We start from the raw sequence: 17,787 nt of genomic DNA on the forward strand, positions 1-17,787 counted from the left end.
AGGGAGATTGCCGCAATGAAAAAACTACTCCGCGCTGCCGCCGTCGCAGCCGCCGCTGCCCTGGCATTGACTGCCTGCGGCGGAGGAGGAAGCACCGCCAACCCTGCCAACGTGGCGCCGACTGGCGAGATCAAACCACGCGAAATTTCGTGGCTGCTCTCCAGGCCGGCCGACGGGGCAGTCATCAACATCATGAAGAAGCTCGCCGATGACTACGCCAAGGACCACCCGGGCTTCTCGCTGAACCTCATCACCACACCGGACCGTCCCTCCTACATCCAAAAGCTGGAAACGCTGGCCGCGGCCAACAAGCTTCCTGAGCTCTTCGACACCGACGCCACACCGTTCGCCCAGCAGTTGGCCAAGCAAGGCAAGATGGTGGACGCCGACAAGCTGCTGAAGTCCCTGAACCTCTACGACAACTACCGTCCGGGTGCCCTGGACTACCAACGCTTCGACGACGGCTCCCTCTACATGATCCCGTTCCAGTTCGAGCTGGAATTCATCTGGTACAACAAAGCCCTCCTGGAGAAGGCCGGAGTTTCCGTTCCAAAGTCGCTCGACGATATCCCGGCCATGTGCACGTCGCTGAGGAATGCGGGGATTACGCCCATCGCCATCGACGGACAGGACCAGTGGCCGCTGGAACGCTACGTTGCCTACCAACCCTTCCGTGAGGCCGGCCCCGACTTCGTCCAGAAATTGAAGAAGGGTGAAGCATCATTCTCGGACGCTCCCGGCCAGAAGACGGTTCAGTGGATGGCTGCCCTCGGCAAGGCCAACTGCTTCCAGGATGGCTTCTCCTCGCAGGGATACTCGGACGCGCAGAACCAGTTCACGTCCGGCCAGGCAGCCATGTACAACATCGGAACGTGGGAACTGCCAAGCCTTGCCACCGACAAGCTGAACCCGGCTGTCCGGGACAACATCGACTTCTTCACCCTCCCCACCACGGCGGGATCGGTGACGTCGGCCAATGAGTTCGTCTCGCCGTCGGGCATCGGCATGGCCGTGAACTCCAAGACGTACGATCCGCTGGTGAGCGACTTCCTGAAGTTCGCGCTGGAGAAGTACCCCACCGAGTATGCGGCCACCGGCGCGCTGTCACCCACCACCAACGTGCAGACCACCATCCCTGCCAACGCCACGCCGCTCTACAAGAAGGCCCTGGAGACTGCCAACGACCTCGGGGACAAGCAGGCCATGCCCTGGGATACGCAGTTGGACCCCACCACCAACGGCAGGCTCCAACAAGAGCTGGTGCTGCTGGTCCAGGGCAACATCACGCCCGAACAGTTCACCACCACGATGAACGACGCCATCAAGCAGAACGCGCCCAAGTTCTTCAAGTAAACGTAGCAGCGGGGGGCCGCAAGGCCCCCCGCCCCGAAAGGCCCTGCCATGCTTCCCAACCGGTCAAGGACGTCCGTCCTGGTCTTCCTGCTCCCGCCACTGCTGCTCTACTGCGCAGCCGTGCTCTTCCCCATCCTGCAGTCGTTGTTCCTCAGCTTCTTCTCCTGGAACGGCATCAGCGACATGGAATTCGTGGGACTCCAGAACTACATCCGCATGCTCACGGCGGACGACATCTTCTGGCGCTCCTTCTTCAACGCCCTGCTCTACCTGGCCATCTGCCTGGTCCTGCAGCTGGGCGGCGCCCTTGTAGTCGCCAGCCTCTTGACCTCGTTGCGCCGCGGCCGGGAGCTCATCAAAACCCTCTATCTGCTGCCCGCGGTGATCTCTACCGTGGCGATTGCTTTCCTCTTCGTCCGGATCTACTCGATCGACCCCGTGGGCCTGCTCAACCAGCTGCTGAACTGGATTGGGCTTGGGTCCCTTGAACGCGCCTGGCTTTCAGATGTCAACACAGTGCTGGCCGCTGTTTCCGCCCCGGAGGGATGGCGGTTCACGGGGCTCTACATGCTCATCATCTACGCCGCACTCATCGCAGTCCCCAAGGAACTGGAAGAAGCCGCCGTCCTGGATGGCGCGTCGAAGTGGACCCTCTTCACCAAGATCCGATTCCCCTACATCCGTCCCGTCTGGATCACCACCACCATCATGGCCACCACCTACGGCCTGCGCGGATTCGACATCCCCTACCTCATGACCAACGGCGGCCCCGGACAATCCTCCGAGCTGCTCACCACCTACATGTACAAGACGGCATTCACCAGCACGGACTTCGGGTACGCAAGCACCATCTCCGTGTTCATCGTGATCGAGTGCCTCGTCGCCGTCGGCCTCATTCTTTTCATGCTCAAGCGGAAGGCAGACTCATGATCGCCCAGACAGCCCCGGCCACCCACACTCCGGCGGTCCCGCCGTCGTCGCGGCCCGTGGCAAAGCGGCGACGCCGCAAGCCGAGCCTGTACCGGACGCTGTCCCGGGTCCTGATCTTGCTCATCGTGATTGTCCAGGTGTACCCGTTGGCCTGGCTCTTCCTCACCAGTCTTCGTACCGAACACGACTTCGCCACCGGAGACCCCTTTGCCCTGCCAAGTTCGCTGACGTGGGAGAACTACGCCCGGGCCTTTGAAACCGGCGACCTTGGCCGGAACATCCTGAACAGCTTCATTGTGACCATGGGCGCCAACCTGCTGATCGTCCTGTTCGGCATGATGGCCGCTTATGCCCTTCAGGTCCTTGGCTTCCGTTTGAGCAGGTTTGTGCGCGGTTTGTTCATGGTGGGCATCATCGTTCCCGTCCAGATCGCCTTGGTCCCCCTGTTCATCGACTACTCCACCGTGAACCTCCTGGACACCTACCAGTCCATGATCATTCCGTTGGCCGGGTTTGCCCTGCCCATGTCCATCTACCTGTTCTCGTCCTTCTTTGAGTACATCCCCCGCGAAACCTACGAGGCCGCTTCGCTGGACGGTGCCGGGCCTTACCGGATCTTCGGACTGATTACCCTGCCGCTGTCCCTGAACACCGTGGTCACCGTGGTCCTGGTCAACAGCATCTTCATCTGGAACGACTTCATTTTCGCCAACACCTTTGTCCTCTCCGAAGAGCTCAAGACCATCCCCCTGGGCCTGCAGAACTACATCGGGGCCATGGGCAAGGTGGACTGGACGGCCACGTTCGCTGCAGTCTGCGTCACCATCACGCCGTTGCTGCTGGTTTTCCTGGTGCTGAACAAGGCCATGATCCAGGGCCTTGAGAGTGGGGCGACGAAGGGATGACCGTCACGGCAGGTGGATATACTCCTGATGGAGGACAGATGATTTCGCAGGAGAAAAATTCAGGCAGCGCGGCCGATGTTCCACTCACCACCGACCGCGTCCATCCGGTCACCCTCCGCGAAGTTGCTGAGGCAGCCGGCGTTTCAACGGCCACAGTCTCCTTGGTGATCAACAAAAAGAAGAATGCCCGCATCGCGGATGAGACACGGCGGCGCGTCCAGGAGGCCATCCGGCGCTTGGGGTACCGGCCCAATGCCATGGCCAAGAACCTGGTCAGCGGAACCTCCAAATTCATCGGGCTCGTGGCGGACGGGGTTGCAACCACCCCATTCGCCGGCCAGATCATCCATGGCGCTCAGGATGAAGCGTGGAAGCACGGCTATGCCCTGTTGATCGCCAACACCGAGGGCAACGTGGACCTCGAAAAAGACGCCATCGCCATGATGCTGGAATACAAGGTCCGGGGCATCCTGTACTCCACTTGGTTCCATCGCGCCACGGAGGTGCCGGAAACGCTGCGGGAGTCGGACTTTGTGCTGGTCAATTGCTTTTCGCCCGATTCATTGACTTCACGCGCGGTGGTGCCGGATGAAGCGCAGGGCGGGAAGTCGGCTACTGAAATCCTGCTCCGCGGCGGGCATCGTCGCATTGCCTTCATCAACACCACCACTCCTGCGCCGGCCAAGGATGGACGGCTTCAGGGCTACATGGATGCTCTGGCGGCTGAAGGAATTGCGTTTGATCCCGGGCTGGTGCTGGAGGCCTACCCGGACCAGGAAGGCGGCTACGGCGCTACGGAGGAGCTGCTCAAGCTCAATGTTTCCGCCGTTTACTGCTACAACGACCGCATGGCCATGGGTCTGTACGACGGTCTCCGGGAGCACGGGCTCGCCATCCCCGACGACATTGCCGTGGTGGGCTTCGATAACCAGGAGGTCATCGCCGCCCACCTTCGGCCTCCGCTGTCCACGGTGTCCCTCCCCCACTACGAACTCGGCGCGGCGGGGGTCCGCCTTTTGCTGGGACTGGACCAGGCAAGCGGTGATGGTCCGGTGAAAATCGAGTGCCCAGCCGTTGAGCGGGCCTCGGTGGCGGTGCACTCGGCTGCTTGATAACGGGCCCGCCGGGTTTGGCAGAGACGCCTTCACCTGTCTAGGCTGGAAATCATAAGCTTACTTAGCTTTGTGTTCCACGCCTAAGCAACCGGAGGACCACCATGACTGACCAGTACACCTTCCGCAACCCGGTCACTGCCTACGAGCAGATCTCCCCGCCCAAGCAACACCAGCCCGAACCGGGCCTCGACGCCGAACTCACGCCCAAAGCGGACCTCGGAGAGGAAAGCTACCGCGGCACCGGGCGGCTCGAGGGCCGCAAGGCTATCGTCACGGGCGCGGACTCAGGAATCGGCGCAGCCACCGCCATCGCCTTCGCACGCGAGGGGGCCGACGTCGTGCTTTCCTACCTTCCGGAAGAAGAAGAGGACGCAGCGCGGATCGCGGGACTTATCGAGGCCGCAGGCCGCAAGGCCGTGAAGGTCCCGGGTGACCTCAAGGACTCTGCAACCTGCCAGGAAGTGGTGGACACCGCCGTCGCAGTTCTGGGCGGCATCGACATCCTGGTCAACAACGCCGGCAAGCAGGTGGCGCAGGAAAACCTCGCCGACATCACCGACGAGCAGTTCGACCACACGCAGAAGACCAACGTGTACGCGATGTTCTGGTTGACGAAAGCGGCGCTCCCCCACATGCCCGCCGGCTCCACGATCATCAACACGACGTCCATCCAGGCGTACAACCCATCGCCCACGCTGGTGGACTACGCCACCACCAAGGCAAGCATCAACAACTTCACCAAGGGACTCGCGCAGCAGCTCGCCCCCAAGGGCATCCGCGTCAACGCCGTGGCACCGGGCCCCATCTGGACCCCACTGCAGGTCAGCAGCGGCCAGCCCAAGGAGGAACTGCCCGAGTTCGGCCAGTCCACTCCCCTTGGCCGCGCCGGACAACCGGCAGAACTGGCACCGGCCTATGTCTTCCTCGCCTCGCCGGAGTCCAGTTACGTCGTGGGAGAGACGCTGAACGTCAACGGCGGCAGCCCCACGCCGTAGCGCGACACAGCAGAAGTACGACGGCGACGCCTCCACGCGCGGGGGCGTCGCCGTCGTCGTAACGCCCTCGCGTCAGGGCCGGACAGCACTTGGGGGAAGTGCGTCCGGCCCTGCGCCGCGGATCCCTTGGGCAGCACCGGCCGACGAGGGGGGTCATGGGCCGTTGCAAGGATCCGCTGGATTCAGTAAAGGCGCGCCGGCGGGCAAAGACACGAGTAATTGGTACTCGCTTTTTGACACTATTGACGTTCGGGCTACTTGCTTGCCCCGGAAGCCCTACACTAGGGCTGGAAGGGGGTGCATATGGCTTCACGGGGCATCTGCGTGGTCATCGAAGATGACCACGACATCCGCGACCTCATCGGCCTGATTCTGAGCGCCGAAGGCTTCGAGGTCCACTCGTTCGAAACGGGAACCGAAGGTGTGATGGCTGCCGAGCGGCTGAACCCCACACTGGTGACCCTGGACTTGGGACTTCCCGACATGGACGGACGGGAAGCGGCAAAGCTGATCGCCGCCGTTTCCCCGGCGCCCATCCTGATGATCACGGCGTTCGCTGAGCGGGAGGATGAACTCCACGGCATCGCCTCTGGCGCTTCGGCTTACCTGATCAAGCCATTCCGGCCCCGGCAACTCCGGGAAGCCGCACTGGACCTGAGTCCCCACGAGCTGGCGCCCACCCCACTGGCTCCCACCCCGCTGACATAGTTCGGCTATTGAGCGATCAGGCGGTCGCGAACGGCCGCACGATCCACCCTGAGTTCTTGAAGCAAGGCGGTCACGGGGTCGTGCTCCCCCCTTTCCAGTAGTGAAACCACAAGGCTCGACGCCGTGATCTTCCTGGATCTCTGGTCCACCGCGGATTTCAGCATCGCGGCCATGACTTCCTTGGCGCCTGAACTGAAGGGCGGCTTCCTTCCACGGGTTGGCATCGCTGCCCGCGTCACGTCTTTGCTGTCGAATCCGATGGCCTTCAACGCAGCGGCGTCCAATCGCGCCGCCGCCCTCCGGGCATCCTCGAGCGAGACTCCCAGAGCCTCGGACGGACCACGTTCGTGGAGGGCGCCCAGCAGCAGATGCTCCGTTCCCATCCTCTTGTCGCCCAGACTGCGCGCTTCCTCCATGGCATAGCCGACGATCCGGCGGGTGTCGTGCGTAAATTGCTCAAACATGGCTCAACTCATTCCCTGTACTTGCTCATTCCTTGTACTTGGCATGCACCGATTGCCGGGACACCCCTAAGGCGTCACCGATCTGCTCCCACGTCCAGCCTTGCTCGCGGGCGGCCCGGACGTGGACGGCCTCGACCTGTTCGGCCAGGCGATGAAGAGCACCCACGGCCCGCAATCCGATGGCGGGGCTGGTGGAGTGGATCTGCTGGGACAGTTCATCGGCTTCCATATTCGTCAGGCTAGACTGACAGGATGCCGCTGTCAATGCAGACTGACAGGCCGCTTTGGCTGTCATGGCTTGCCGTCGCAGCTAGACTGATCCTCAGAAGGACGGATTGGGGGATCCATACGACGCGAAATCGTCGTTCCGCTGGTCGGTCGAAACCAGCGAGCAAAGGACAACTGTGGCCTTCTTCCAGGATTTCCCCCTCCCAACGCAGCCACAACGTGGCCGCCAGGTCCGGTACGTTCCACCGCCCTGGTCCGGCGCACCCCGCTACGAGCTCCCCGCGCTGGTCCAGGTGGGCCAGTTCCTGCACTACAGCCCGAGTCGCGTGATCGCCGTCAAGGGCGTCGAGGTCTTCTCGACCGGATGCAACATCGACTTGACCTGGATCATCCGCCGGGCCGCCGAGACCGACGAAGAGTGGGAAGCGCTCAACGGGGTGTTCTTCCAGCACGGATTCCGGCCGAAAGCCAGCCAGAGCCTGCTGGATGTGCTGTTTCTGTTCGGCGTCGAACTCCCTGACGGTTCCCGCGCGTTCACCGGGGCTCAAGGAGGTGGGCGGTACATGGATCCATCACAGCAACCCACGGCTCCTGTCCTCACCATGAACGGCGGTGGTGGCAGCGGTGGTGACGACGAGCTCGCGGGCTCGGGATCACTCTGGCTTTGGCCGCTGCCCGAGGCCGGCGACCTCCGGCTCGTTACCCAATGGCCCGCCCTTGGCATCGATGAAAGCTCCCTGATTCTCGACGGCGGACAACTGCGGACCGCGGCCGCGGGGGCCAAGGCGTTCTGGGCTGACGATTTCGCGGGATCCCAGGGCTGAACCCATGGCATCACCGTGGACCGTGCTTATTGCCGTGCATGCCATCGCCGCAGGCTATGCGCTGATCTTTGGCGCAGTTAACCTGCTTCGCCGCAACAAGGGCACATCAGCCCACAAGATCCTGGGTCGGATCTGGGCAGTGAGCATGTACGTAGTGGCGCTCAGCTCCTTCGGGATCCGGACCATCGACGGCGGATTCAACTGGCTGCATGCCCTCTCCGCGCTAACGTTCTGCACCCTAACCCTGGGTTTGTGGGCGGTGCGCAAAGGCAACATAGCGTCCCACCAGCGATTCATGACGGGCAGCTATTTCGGGCTCGTCGCTGCGTTCATCGGCGTCGTCGCCGTACCCGAAAGGCGCTTGCCGCAGATGGCCGTCCACGACGTCGCTGGACTCGCCCTCTGGGTTTCCGCGCTGGCGCTCACTGCTGGACTGACTGTTGCAGGATTGGCGCAGCTGCGCGGGAAGGACTTACCGGCCGAAAGTTTGACGAGGTAATGCCGCCCTCCCGGCAGGCTGAAAGCAGATTCCGACACAAAACGATGGCGTGTTCGAATTTTTCGATTATCCTCAAAGGTATGACTGCACTCTTGCCGGACCACACTGTCTTACCTCCCGCGAACGAAGACGTGTTGCCTGCTGTCGCAGAAGCACTACACCGCAATGACCACGCTGCGCTGGTCACGGGCGATGGTTCCACGCTGGAACTGCCGGCTGAGGTGTACGAGGCATTGCGCGACGTCGTGACGGCAATGGCCGGCGGTCAGGCCATCACGATCGCACCACACAACACCGTGCTGACGACCCAGGAAGCGGCGGATCTGCTCAATATGTCCCGCCCCACCTTGGTGCGGCTACTCGAAGCGGGAGAGATCCCATTCACGCAGCCCGGCCGCCACCGCCGCGTCTATCTCGCGGACGTGCTGGCTTATCAGCAGCGGCTTCGGGAAACGCGACGGGAAACCCTGGATACCATGACCAGAGATGCCGCGGAAGATAATTCCTACGCCAAGCTGAACACCTTCATCGAAACCCGCTGAAGCGTCCATGGCTTTCAGAGTACTTATTGACGCGTGCGTCCTGCTGCCCTATCAGCTCTGCGATCTGCTCCTTCGCCTTGGCGAAACGGACATTTACCAGCCGGTATGGTCCGACCAGATCCTGGAAGAAGTTGAACGCAACCTGGTCACAACCTTGGGCCGGACGGAGCAGCAGGCCGCCCGCCGTGTAGGGCAGATGCGAAAAGTCTTCCCGCACGCAGAGCTGGACCTCTACCCGCAACAAACAACCCGATGTCTGCAACAGCAGCGAGCCGCCTACAGGAACCCGAGCTTCACCCGGTCAGAGTTCTATAACAGTCTCAGCCAGACGGCACCACAGTTTGCTGTTGCCGCTCAGGAATCAGAAGGAGCGGGCGTTTATCTGGAGTTGGTTGCGGGCACCGCGCACGAAACGGTCCCGGGTGGGTGATCACTGGTGCGAGGGGCACGGTCGGCCACCTCAAGGGTCAGCTCGAGGTCCCGGACAAGTGGTACGCCCGCAGGCGCGTCGTGGTTCCGGCTTCGTTGGAGCCCCCTGTCGGATTCGAACCGACGACCCCCGCTTTACAAGAGCGGTGCTCTGGCCAACTGAGCTAAGGAGGCGCGCTCCGGTCACCCGGAGCCACGCTAAAGAGCGCTAGATAAGGGTAGCCCAGACCATTCCCTTCAACGAAATCTGCCTGAACCAACACCCGCCTGAACCGCAGCGGCCGGCCACCCCATAACGCGAGGTGACCGGCCGCCGTCGTGATTCAAGGAAAAGGCTTAGCCCTTTGCGGTGATGGCCGTCTGGATCTCGGCGTTGAGGTCGGTGCTGCCGTCCCACTGCTTGCCGTCGACGAAGACGGTCGGGGTGCCCGTGATGCCGATTGCTGCGGCCTCCTGGGTGGCAAACTTCACCCACGGACGGTACTGCTTGCTGTCCACGCATGAGTCGATGTTGGCAGCTCCAACCTCCGTGGCCATGGCCTTGAGGTCCTTGTCGGAGATGCCCGCACTGCCTTCGGCCGGCTGGCGCTCGAAGAGCAGGTTGAAGAAGTCCGCGTACTTCTCAGGGGAGGTGTTCGCTACGCAAGCTGCTGCATTGGCCGCGCGGGACGAGTAGTTGGTGGTGGACTGCTGGTCCAGGAACCCGAGGGCGCGGTATTCGAGGGAGATTTTGCCGTCGTTGCGGAGCTGGGTGAGCGCATCACCGTAGGTGGTCTCGAAGCGCTTGCAGATCGGGCAGATGAAGTCGATGTAGGCAACCACCTTGACCGGCTTTCCGGCCTCGGCCTCGCCGCCGGGCACGGTTACCGTAGCGGGCTTGGTGGCCGGAGCGGAGGGGACGTCAGCCAGGTTGACGGAGCTGGGCTCGGACTTCTGGATCTCGCTGCCTGCCAGCAGCGTGACGCCGCCGTGGACGTTGCCGTTGGCCGGCGTCGGGCCTTGATCGGCGATCGGGGCGTTGTTCTGGATATTGCCGACAACCACGGCTGCGATGATCGCAACAATGACGACGATGGCAACCACGATGCCCCAGCCGACCAGAAGCTTGTTGCGCTTGTCCTTCTTCAACTGTTCTTCGCGGATTGCCCGCGCTTTCTCCCGTGCCTGGGCGGTGCGTTCGGCCTTTGACAGGCGGGATTCGTTTGCGGGGCTCATCAGTTCCTCGGGTTACTCGACGTCGTAGTGAATAGCTAGGGCAACGGGGACAGTTTACGGGAGCCAACTTGGAGCTCCACCGCATACCCTCCCGTCCGGTTGTTGAACGATCAACCGCCGGGGAAGATTCCGCTAGTAGGCTGGGAGTTGAGTCACAGCAACCCCAGGGAGCATTAATGCAGGAACCGGCAAGCGAAAAACTCACAACCGAGCAGGGCACCCGGTCGTCTCCGACCAAGAAGCCCACGGCGAGCAAGTTCGAGTTCATGGTGGTCTCAAACAGACTGCCGGTGGACCGTTGCAATGACGACGGAGACGACGGCGGAGGCGGCTGGCGCCGTTCGCCCGGCGGTTTGGTCACGGCTTTGGCGCCAATGATGACGAAGTCCGACGGCGCGTGGGTGGGTTGGCATGGCGCCCCGGATGAGACTGTGCGCCCGTTCAGCCATGAAGGCATGGACCTGGTCCCGGTACAACTGAGCAGCCATGAAGTTGAGCTGTATTACGAAGGCTTCTCCAACGCCACCATCTGGCCGCTGTACCACGACGTGATCGCTCCGCCGGAGTTCCACCGTACGTGGTGGGATTCCTACCGTGCCGTGAACAAGAAGTTCGCCGACGCCGTCATCCGCCACGCTGCCGACGGCGCCACGGTCTGGGTCCAGGACTACCAGCTCCAGTTGGTTCCCCGCCTGCTCCGTGAAGCCCGGCCGGACCTCAAGATCGGCTTCTTCAACCACATCCCGTTCCCTCCCCCGGAGATCTTCGCGCAGCTCCCGTGGCGCCGTGACATCATCGACGGCTTGCTCGGCGCCGACCTCCTGGGATTCCAGCGGCCCAGCGATGCCGGCAACTTCATGCGCTCGGCTCGCCGCTTCCTCGGCGCCAGCGTCAAGCAGCAGCAGGTCCACGTGAAGGGCCCCGACGGCGAAGTCACGCATATCGCCAGGGCCCAGGCCTTCCCGATCTCCATCGACGTGGACCAGATCCGGGAGCTGGCAGGCCGCCCGGACATCATTGAGCGCGCCAAGCAGATCCGCAAGGACCTCGGCGATCCCAAAACCATCCTTTTGGGCGTGGACCGCCTGGACTACACCAAGGGAATCGGCCACCGGCTGAAGGCTTTCGAGGAACTCCTGGCGGACGGCCAGATCAAGGTCGAAGACGCCACCCTCATCCAGGTCGCAAGCCCCAGCCGTGAGCGCGTGGAGCAGTACCGGCTCCTCCGCGAGGAAATCGAAGGCACCGTGGGTCACATCAACGGCACCTACGACACCATCCAAAACACGGCAGTCCGCTACCTGCACCACAGCTACCCGGTGGAAGAAATGGTGGCGCTCTACCTCGCCGCGGACGTGATGCTGGTGACGGCATTGCGCGACGGCATGAACCTGGTGGCCAAGGAATACGTCACGGCACGTTCGGATGACGACGGCGCGCTTGTCCTCAGCGAGTTCGCCGGTGCCGCCGACCAGCTCAAGCAGGCGTTCCTGATCAACCCGCACGATATCGACGGCCTCAAATCCGCGATCCTGCGGGCCGTAAACCTCCCGCCGAAGGAAGCACGCCGGCGCATGAAGCTGATGCGCAAGCAAATCCTGGACCACGACGTCGACTACTGGTCGGCTGCTTTCCTGGCTGCCCTCGAAGAGAAGGTGGTTCGGGATGACAGCTGAGCATCTGACCTTGTCCCCGGAGTTGCTGGACGCGGTGCGGCGCATTTCCTCCACTGAGCACCTGCTGGTGGCATTGGACTTCGACGGAACACTGTCACCGATCGTTGACCGGGCGGAGGACGCACGGCCGTTGCCACGGTCGGCGGCGGCCTTGGAGAGCCTCGCCGAACTGCCACGCACGACGACGGCACTCATCTCGGGACGCGCCCTGGACAGTTTGCGGCTGGTCGCCTCTCCCCCGAAAAGCACGCTGCTGATCGGCAGTCACGGGGCCGAGGTGTGGCTGGGCGAAGGATCCCTCGGACTGGAACTCGATGATGACCAGCGGCAGAAGCTGGCCGCCGTCCGTGAAGTCCTTGCCGAGATCGTGAACATCGCCCCCGGCACTGTGCTCGAAGACAAGCCCGCCGGGGTGGTCCTCCACACCCGGATGGCTGACGACGACGTTGCCGAGGACGCCGTCGAAGCTGCCACCAGGGTCCTCAGCGAGCACCCGGGCGTCTACCTGAAAACGGGCAAACGCGTGCTGGAAACCTCCGTGGTCCACGCTTCCAAAGGGGAGGCTGTGGAGTTCCTCCGCCAAGCGACGGGCGCCACGGCCATCCTGTTCGCCGGTGACGACGTCACGGACGAAGACGCCTTGGGCAGGCTCATGGGGGACGACGTCGGCATCAAGGTGGGCCTCGATTTCACCCAGGCGCAGTACCGGGTGGAAGCTCCGGTCCATATTGCGGAGCTGCTGGAAGCGTTGCTGCGGGAGCGTCGCCGCGTGACGGCTGAATCCTAGAACGTGATCAAGTCAACATGTGATGTTCGTAACATTTGGGCGGTTACTCAAAAAGTCTGACATACTCTTGCTTGTGACGTGACGCACAGTAACCGTGCGGCGTTATGGATCCTCCCCGGCCCCCGGCCGGGGAGTTCAACTGAAGAAAATGAACCATTCACAACGGATCGTCCGGCACGTACCTGCCGGTGAAGGGATTGATAACTGTGGCTACAGTTACTTTTGATAACGCTACGCGTCTGTACCCGGGCACAGATAAGCCCGCCGTCGATAAGCTCAACATCGACATCGCCGATGGCGAATTCCTGGTCCTCGTTGGACCCTCCGGTTGCGGTAAGTCCACCTCCCTGCGCATGCTCGCAGGTCTTGAGGACGTGAACGCCGGCCGCATCCTGATCGGTGACCGCGACGTCACGGACGTTCCCCCGAAGGACCGCGACATTGCAATGGTCTTCCAGAACTACGCGCTGTACCCGCACATGACCGTTGCGGACAACATGGGCTTCGCACTGAAGATCGCCGGCGTCTCCAAGGAAGAGCGCGCAGAGCGTGTCCGCGAAGCCGCCAAGCTCCTTGACCTTGAGCAGTACCTGGACCGCAAGCCGAAGGCACTCTCCGGTGGTCAGCGCCAGCGTGTTGCCATGGGCCGCGCAATCGTCCGTAACCCGCAGGTCTTCCTCATGGATGAGCCGCTGTCCAACCTTGACGCCAAGCTCCGTGTCCAGACCCGTACGCAGATCGCATCCCTGACCCGCCGCCTCGGCGTCACCACGGTTTACGTGACGCACGACCAGGTCGAGGCCATGACCATGGGTGACCGCGTTGCAGTCCTCAAGGACGGCCTGCTCCAGCAGGTTGACACCCCGCGCAACCTCTACGACCGCCCGCAGAACGTTTTCGTCGCAGGCTTCATCGGCTCCCCGGCCATGAACCTGCTGGAACTGCCGGTTGTCGACGGCGGCGTCCAGTTCGGTGGAACGGTTTACCCCGTGCCGCGCGACGTCCTCGAAGAGGCACACGGCCAGACCGTTACCGTCGGTTCCCGCCCCGAGGACCTCGAGACCGCTCCGCAGGGCGAAGGCCTCCAGGTTGAGGTCGATGTCGTCGAAGAGCTCGGCGCCGACGCTTACGTCTACGGCCACACCATCCTTGATGGCAAGAGCCACGACATCGTTGCACGCGTCGACGGCCGTCGCCCTCCGATGAAGGGTGAGTCCATCTTCGTCCGTCCGCAGTCCGGCCACGTGCACCTGTTCGACACCAAGACGGGCCTGCGCCTGGGCGACTAATCGCGTCTGTACGTTCCGCAGTGTGATGGCGGCCCGACCCTTCCGGTCGGGCCGTTATCACGTTAACCTTCTTCCCGGAAAGAACGGCATGAACACCACAGACAACCTGATTCCCCGCCCCTCCCACGTTGCGCCCCAGGACGGCCCGGCCTTCACTCTCGCGGCCGGCGCAAGGATCGTAGCCAGCGGCCCCGCCACGCAGCCCGCCGAACAGCTGGCCGCCTTGCTCCGCTCCGGCACGGGCCACGAACTGCCCATCGTCGAAGCTTCCCGCCCCGGGGACATAACCCTGGAGTTGGATGAATCGCCCGACGGCGGCCCGGAGGCCTATGCGCTGACGGTCACCGATGACGGTGTCCGGCTTACAGCCTCCACCCCTGCGGGCCTCTTCCATGGAGTACAGACACTGCGGCAGCTGTTCCCTGCCGCCATCGAGGAAAGCGCCGGAGACGGCGACGCCGGAACCTGGGTGGTTCCCGCCGTCGAAATTTTGGACGCCCCGCGCTTTGGGTACCGCGGGCTCATGCTGGACGTAGCCCGGAACTTCCTCACAGTGGAGGAGGTGAAGGAGCAGATCGATGTCATGACCCAGTTCAAGTTCAATGCCCTCCACCTGCACTTGACCGATGACCAGGGCTGGCGGATCGAGATCCACCAGCCGGCGGAGAGCCCTTCCGGCTTGGACTACCGGCAGCTGACCGCGATCGGCGGACAGGGTGCCGTCGAGGTGCCAACGGCGCAACCGCCCCGCGGCAACTCCGGCTTCTACACACAAGAAGATTTCAAGGACCTCCAGGCCTATGCCGCCTCCAAGAACGTGGTGGTGATACCCGAGATCGACCTTCCAGGCCACGTCAACGCGGCCCTCGCGGCCATCCCCCAGCTCAACCCGGACGGCCAGGCCAAGCCCATGAGCACCACTTCGGAGGTGGGCTGGTCAACGTTGAGTGCGGACCTGCCGGTGACCTACGAATTCGTCCGTGAAGTCCTTGGCCAGCTTGCCGCGATCACGACCGGCCCATACGTGCACATAGGCGGCGACGAGGCCCACGTCACCGGGCACGATGACTACATCACCATGGTCCAGGAGTTCGTTCGGATCGGCGCCGAAACCGGCAAGGCGGTGGTCGGCTGGAACGAGTACGCCGCCGTCGACCTTCCAGAGGGTTCGGTGATCCAGTACTGGTTCGGCGATCTGGACGCCACCGTCCGGAAAGCCTCCGCTGCCGCACCCACTGTGATCATGTCCCTCGCGGCCAACACGTACCTGGACCAGAAGTACTCTCCGGAAAGCCCCATCGGCCTCGAATGGGTCGAGGGCGGGCCCTTCACCTGGGCCGAGTACTACAACTGGGATCCAGCCCAGGGCGGCCTGCACGACGAACAAATCCTGGGTATCGAAGGACCGCTCTGGACCGAAACTGTGCGGAACAACCAACAGGCACAGTGGCTCCTGTACCCCCGGGCCATTTCCCTTGCGGAAGTTGGCTGGTCCGAACAGGAGGTCCGCAACGCCGGCGACTTCCGACGTCGGCTGGGCGCCTTCGGTGAGCGCCTCGCCAAGCAGGGGGTCGTCTTCCAGGAGGCCCCCGATGTCGAATGGTCGGCGAAGCCGGCAGATCCCTTCCCGGCGCCAGGTGCGCCGGCATCCCCCGAATACGGAACAATTGAGGCATGAGCGAGCAAAACGAAGCCCAGTGGCACGACGAACCCACCGACTACGGGCAGATCGGCAAGCTCCCCCGGACCGAGGCCGCAAGTGCACAGGATTCTGCACCTCCGGCCAGTGTCATAGGATCGCTGAACATTACGGCTGCGGCAGCCGACCCTGAGCTCCTGGACCTGCCGTGGCACATCGCCCTTGAAGATTGGCCAGCTGAGTATCTGGCGGCGCTCCCCCGCGGTATTTCCCGTCACATCGTCCGTTTCGCCCACTTGGGCGGCTCGGTGATCGCCATCAAGGAAACGTCCGAGCACGTGGCACGCCACGAGTACCACATGCTGCGCAAACTCGCCCGTCTGGACGTCCCATGCGTGGAGCCCGTGGCCGTCATCACCGGCCGCACCACAGCCGACGGCAAGCCGCTCAACCCCGTGCTCGTGACCCGGCACTTGAAGTTCTCCATGCCGTACCGCGCCCTGTTTTCGCAGATGCTCCGCAAGGACACTTTGACCCGTCTGATCGACGCGCAGGCGCTGCTGCTGGTCCGGCTGCACCTGATTGGCTTCTATTGGGGCGACGTTTCCCTGTCCAACACGCTGTTCCGCCGTGATGCGGGCGCGTTTGCGGCGTATCTGGTGGATGCGGAGACGGGCGAGCTCTACCCGGACCTGTCCATGGGCCAGCGGGAATACGATCTCGAGATCGCCCGCGTGAACATCGCCGGTGAGCTGATGGACCTCCTCGATGGCGGGCTCATCGAGGAGAAGGTGGATCCAGTGGCCACCAGCGAATTGATCATGGGCAGCTACCGCCGGCTCTGGACGGAGCTCACTGAGAAGGAATCGTTCGAACTGGGCGAGCGCTGGCGTGTGGGTGCCCGCATCCGTCGCCTCAACGAGCTCGGCTTCGACGTCGAGGAATACGCCATCAAGACCACGGCGGACGGCTCCACCATCCAGCTTCAGCCAAAAGTCGTCGACGCCGGCCACCACCAGCGGCGGTTGCTGCGCCTTACCGGTTTGGATGCCCAGGAGAACCAGGCACGCAGGCTCCTGAACGACATGGACCAGTTCCGGGCTGACAACAACCCCGACCTGGACGAGGAAATCAGTGCCCACATCTGGGTCAGCCAGATCTTCGAACCCATCGTGCGTTCCATTCCCCGGCACCTCGCTGGAAAGCTGGAGCCTGCCGAAGTGGTGCACGAAGTCCTTGAGCACCGCTGGTACATGAGCCAGAAGCAGGACCGCTACGTGCCCCTGGCTGAAACTGTGCAGTCGTACCTGGACACCGTGCTGCAGCACCGCCGCGACGAGGCAGCCATCATGCTGAACCCGGACACGGAGCTGCTCAAGATTCTTGAGGTCGAGGTAGAGGAATCCGGCCGGTACGACGACGAAGAAGACGCCTACCCCGACGCCGACGACTAGTCAGGGTTCCAGGGTTTCCGCGAGCCCGGCGAGGACAGGTTCGCGGCCCAGTTCAATGTGCGAGTACGCCAGGGAGTAGGCCAGGTCGGGTTTGCCTTTGAGGATCGCGTTGCACAGCTCGGTGTGTTCGTCCCGCTGGAGTTCGTGGCTGCGGTTGTGCGTGAGGCCGAAGATCCAACGCATGCGCCCGAACAACGGCTTCACCGACTCGATCAGGAGGCTGTTCCCGGAGAGGCGCACGATTTCGGCGTGCAGCTCGGCGCTGATCAAGGCGACGTCGTCAGTGCGGTCGTCGTCGATGGCCGCACGGGAGGCCTCCATGAGTTCCTCGAGCCGACCACCGTCGCCACCTTCGGCCACGCGGGTTGCCGCCATGCGGGCAGCGAACGTCTCCAGGCAGAGCCGGACGTCGAAGAGTTCGTTGACGTCGGTGAGCGTCAGCTGGCGCACCACGGCACCGCGCCGCGGGAAGGTGGCCACGAAGCCGTCCTGCTCCAGCCGTTGGATGGCCTCCCGGACCGGGATGCGGGAGACGTTGTAGATCTCGGAAAGTTCACGTTCGCGCAAGCGGGCACCTTGGGCGTATTTGCCCGTAACGATGCCTTCGAGCACCAGTTGGTACACGTTCTCCGCGCGGGCCTCGTCATCGCGGCCATTCCCGGTTTCCGGCGTCGCCTCAGCCACTGTGGAACTTCCCTTCAATCCTGCGTACGCTCCCCTCACCGGTCGGCGCCG

Annotated in this window: 19 protein-coding genes and 1 tRNA gene; 15 read left to right on the forward strand and 5 right to left on the reverse strand. The window is 63.1% G+C overall.

What is annotated here, in order from left to right; genetic code table 11:
- Positions 1-15: 15 nt before the first annotated feature.
- The 6 genes from FDP28_RS17180 (at position 16) to FDP28_RS17205 (ending at position 6,006) form a co-directional block, all read left to right on the forward strand.
- Positions 16-1,353 (forward strand): ABC transporter substrate-binding protein, encoded by a 1,338-nt coding sequence (locus tag FDP28_RS17180; protein ID WP_144662819.1) that lies wholly within the window; start codon positions 16-18, stop codon positions 1,351-1,353.
- 48 nt (positions 1,354-1,401) lie between these two features.
- Positions 1,402-2,283, forward strand: a complete 882-nt coding sequence (locus FDP28_RS17185; RefSeq protein WP_144662821.1) for a carbohydrate ABC transporter permease — start codon at positions 1,402-1,404, stop codon at positions 2,281-2,283.
- Positions 2,280-3,188 (forward strand): carbohydrate ABC transporter permease, encoded by a 909-nt coding sequence (locus FDP28_RS17190; protein ID WP_144662823.1) that lies wholly within the window; start codon positions 2,280-2,282, stop codon positions 3,186-3,188. The genes FDP28_RS17185 and FDP28_RS17190 overlap by 4 nt, the downstream gene beginning before the upstream one ends.
- A gap of 38 nt (positions 3,189-3,226) precedes the next feature.
- Positions 3,227-4,300, forward strand: coding sequence for a LacI family DNA-binding transcriptional regulator (locus FDP28_RS17195; RefSeq protein WP_144662825.1), 1,074 nt, complete (start codon positions 3,227-3,229; stop codon positions 4,298-4,300).
- Positions 4,301-4,404: 104 nt separating this feature from the next.
- On the forward strand, positions 4,405-5,298 hold the full coding sequence (locus FDP28_RS17200) for a glucose 1-dehydrogenase (RefSeq protein ID WP_144662827.1): 894 nt from the start codon (positions 4,405-4,407) through the stop codon (positions 5,296-5,298).
- A gap of 303 nt (positions 5,299-5,601) precedes the next feature.
- Complete coding sequence (locus FDP28_RS17205) at positions 5,602-6,006, forward strand: response regulator transcription factor (RefSeq protein ID WP_144662828.1); 405 nt, start codon at positions 5,602-5,604, stop codon at positions 6,004-6,006.
- Positions 6,007-6,011: 5 nt separating this feature from the next.
- Here FDP28_RS17205 and FDP28_RS17210 read toward each other — a convergent pair whose 3' ends face one another.
- Both FDP28_RS17210 and FDP28_RS17215 read right to left on the reverse strand, forming a co-directional pair.
- The gene (locus FDP28_RS17210) at positions 6,012-6,470 is read right to left on the reverse strand and encodes a Clp protease N-terminal domain-containing protein (RefSeq protein WP_144662829.1); all 459 of its coding nucleotides are present in this window, start codon (positions 6,468-6,470) and stop codon (positions 6,012-6,014) included.
- 25 nt (positions 6,471-6,495) lie between these two features.
- Complete coding sequence (locus FDP28_RS17215) at positions 6,496-6,699, reverse strand: helix-turn-helix domain-containing protein (RefSeq protein WP_144662830.1); 204 nt, start codon at positions 6,697-6,699, stop codon at positions 6,496-6,498.
- Between the two features lie 106 nt (positions 6,700-6,805).
- On the opposite strand from FDP28_RS17215, the gene FDP28_RS17220 reads away from it, so the two are divergent.
- The 4 genes from FDP28_RS17220 to FDP28_RS17235 all read left to right on the forward strand — a co-directional run bounded on the left by FDP28_RS17220 (position 6,806) and on the right by FDP28_RS17235 (position 8,993).
- Positions 6,806-7,522 carry a hypothetical protein gene (locus tag FDP28_RS17220; RefSeq protein ID WP_260842512.1) on the forward strand — a complete coding sequence of 239 codons (717 nt, stop codon included), beginning with the start codon at positions 6,806-6,808 and terminating at the stop codon, positions 7,520-7,522.
- A 4-nt stretch (positions 7,523-7,526) separates the two neighbouring features.
- Positions 7,527-8,021: a DUF2306 domain-containing protein gene (locus FDP28_RS17225; protein ID WP_144662831.1), complete on the forward strand. Its 495-nt coding sequence runs from the start codon at positions 7,527-7,529 to the stop codon at positions 8,019-8,021.
- Between the two features lie 80 nt (positions 8,022-8,101).
- On the forward strand, positions 8,102-8,563 hold the full coding sequence (locus FDP28_RS17230) for a helix-turn-helix domain-containing protein (RefSeq protein WP_144662832.1): 462 nt from the start codon (positions 8,102-8,104) through the stop codon (positions 8,561-8,563).
- A 7-nt stretch (positions 8,564-8,570) separates the two neighbouring features.
- Complete coding sequence (locus FDP28_RS17235) at positions 8,571-8,993, forward strand: PIN domain-containing protein (protein WP_144662833.1); 423 nt, start codon at positions 8,571-8,573, stop codon at positions 8,991-8,993.
- A gap of 96 nt (positions 8,994-9,089) precedes the next feature.
- Here the strand turns inward: FDP28_RS17235 and FDP28_RS17240 are convergent.
- Together FDP28_RS17240 and FDP28_RS17245 are read right to left on the reverse strand one after the other, a co-directional pair.
- A tRNA-Thr gene (locus tag FDP28_RS17240) sits at positions 9,090-9,166 on the reverse strand.
- Positions 9,167-9,328: 162 nt separating this feature from the next.
- On the reverse strand, positions 9,329-10,207 hold the full coding sequence (locus FDP28_RS17245; RefSeq protein WP_144662834.1) for a DsbA family protein: 879 nt from the start codon (positions 10,205-10,207) through the stop codon (positions 9,329-9,331).
- Between the two features lie 176 nt (positions 10,208-10,383).
- Between FDP28_RS17245 and FDP28_RS17250 the strand changes: the two genes are divergently transcribed.
- The 5 genes from FDP28_RS17250 (at position 10,384) to FDP28_RS17270 (ending at position 17,052) form a co-directional block, all read left to right on the forward strand.
- Entirely contained in the window at positions 10,384-11,883 is a 1,500-nt protein-coding gene (locus FDP28_RS17250) for an alpha,alpha-trehalose-phosphate synthase (UDP-forming) (protein ID WP_144662835.1), read from the forward strand.
- Positions 11,873-12,670, forward strand: a complete 798-nt coding sequence (otsB, locus tag FDP28_RS17255; protein WP_144662836.1) for a trehalose-phosphatase — start codon at positions 11,873-11,875, stop codon at positions 12,668-12,670. Before FDP28_RS17250 ends, otsB begins: the two co-directional genes overlap by 11 nt.
- A 206-nt stretch (positions 12,671-12,876) precedes the next feature.
- Positions 12,877-13,959 (forward strand): ABC transporter ATP-binding protein, encoded by a 1,083-nt coding sequence (locus tag FDP28_RS17260; RefSeq protein ID WP_144662837.1) that lies wholly within the window; start codon positions 12,877-12,879, stop codon positions 13,957-13,959.
- An 88-nt stretch (positions 13,960-14,047) separates the two neighbouring features.
- Positions 14,048-15,637 (forward strand): beta-N-acetylhexosaminidase, encoded by a 1,590-nt coding sequence (locus FDP28_RS17265; RefSeq protein ID WP_144662838.1) that lies wholly within the window; start codon positions 14,048-14,050, stop codon positions 15,635-15,637.
- Positions 15,634-17,052 carry a DUF4032 domain-containing protein gene (locus tag FDP28_RS17270; protein WP_144662839.1) on the forward strand — a complete coding sequence of 473 codons (1,419 nt, stop codon included), beginning with the start codon at positions 15,634-15,636 and terminating at the stop codon, positions 17,050-17,052. The genes FDP28_RS17265 and FDP28_RS17270 overlap by 4 nt, the downstream gene beginning before the upstream one ends.
- Here FDP28_RS17270 and FDP28_RS17275 read toward each other — a convergent pair whose 3' ends face one another.
- Positions 17,053-17,736, reverse strand: a complete 684-nt coding sequence (locus tag FDP28_RS17275) for a GntR family transcriptional regulator (RefSeq protein ID WP_260842513.1) — start codon at positions 17,734-17,736, stop codon at positions 17,053-17,055.
- Between the last annotated feature and the right edge of the window lie 51 nt (positions 17,737-17,787).

This window comes from Paenarthrobacter nicotinovorans (genome assembly GCF_007670255.1).
Classification (GTDB): domain Bacteria; phylum Actinomycetota; class Actinomycetes; order Actinomycetales; family Micrococcaceae; genus Arthrobacter; species Arthrobacter nicotinovorans_B.

Excerpts from the sequence above, each read along its gene's own strand:
- FDP28_RS17205 (WP_144662828.1), top strand. The coding sequence starts at position 5,602 with ATGGCTTCACGGGGCATCTGCGTGGTCATCGAAGATGACCACGACATC.
- otsB (WP_144662836.1), top strand. The coding sequence starts at position 11,873 with ATGACAGCTGAGCATCTGACCTTGTCCCCGGAGTTGCTGGACGCGGTG.
- FDP28_RS17235 (WP_144662833.1), top strand. The coding sequence starts at position 8,571 with ATGGCTTTCAGAGTACTTATTGACGCGTGCGTCCTGCTGCCCTATCAG.
- FDP28_RS17225 (WP_144662831.1), top strand. The coding sequence starts at position 7,527 with ATGGCATCACCGTGGACCGTGCTTATTGCCGTGCATGCCATCGCCGCA.
- FDP28_RS17265 (WP_144662838.1), top strand. The coding sequence starts at position 14,048 with ATGAACACCACAGACAACCTGATTCCCCGCCCCTCCCACGTTGCGCCC.
- FDP28_RS17245 (WP_144662834.1), bottom strand. The coding sequence starts at position 10,207 with ATGAGCCCCGCAAACGAATCCCGCCTGTCAAAGGCCGAACGCACCGCC.
- FDP28_RS17200 (WP_144662827.1), top strand. The coding sequence starts at position 4,405 with ATGACTGACCAGTACACCTTCCGCAACCCGGTCACTGCCTACGAGCAG.
- FDP28_RS17190 (WP_144662823.1), top strand. The coding sequence starts at position 2,280 with ATGATCGCCCAGACAGCCCCGGCCACCCACACTCCGGCGGTCCCGCCG.
- FDP28_RS17270 (WP_144662839.1), top strand. The coding sequence starts at position 15,634 with ATGAGCGAGCAAAACGAAGCCCAGTGGCACGACGAACCCACCGACTAC.
- FDP28_RS17195 (WP_144662825.1), top strand. The coding sequence starts at position 3,227 with ATGATTTCGCAGGAGAAAAATTCAGGCAGCGCGGCCGATGTTCCACTC.
- FDP28_RS17185 (WP_144662821.1), top strand. The coding sequence starts at position 1,402 with ATGCTTCCCAACCGGTCAAGGACGTCCGTCCTGGTCTTCCTGCTCCCG.
- FDP28_RS17215 (WP_144662830.1), bottom strand. The coding sequence starts at position 6,699 with ATGGAAGCCGATGAACTGTCCCAGCAGATCCACTCCACCAGCCCCGCC.
- FDP28_RS17250 (WP_144662835.1), top strand. The coding sequence starts at position 10,384 with ATGCAGGAACCGGCAAGCGAAAAACTCACAACCGAGCAGGGCACCCGG.
- FDP28_RS17210 (WP_144662829.1), bottom strand. The coding sequence starts at position 6,470 with ATGTTTGAGCAATTTACGCACGACACCCGCCGGATCGTCGGCTATGCC.
- FDP28_RS17180 (WP_144662819.1), top strand. The coding sequence starts at position 16 with ATGAAAAAACTACTCCGCGCTGCCGCCGTCGCAGCCGCCGCTGCCCTG.
- FDP28_RS17230 (WP_144662832.1), top strand. The coding sequence starts at position 8,102 with ATGACTGCACTCTTGCCGGACCACACTGTCTTACCTCCCGCGAACGAA.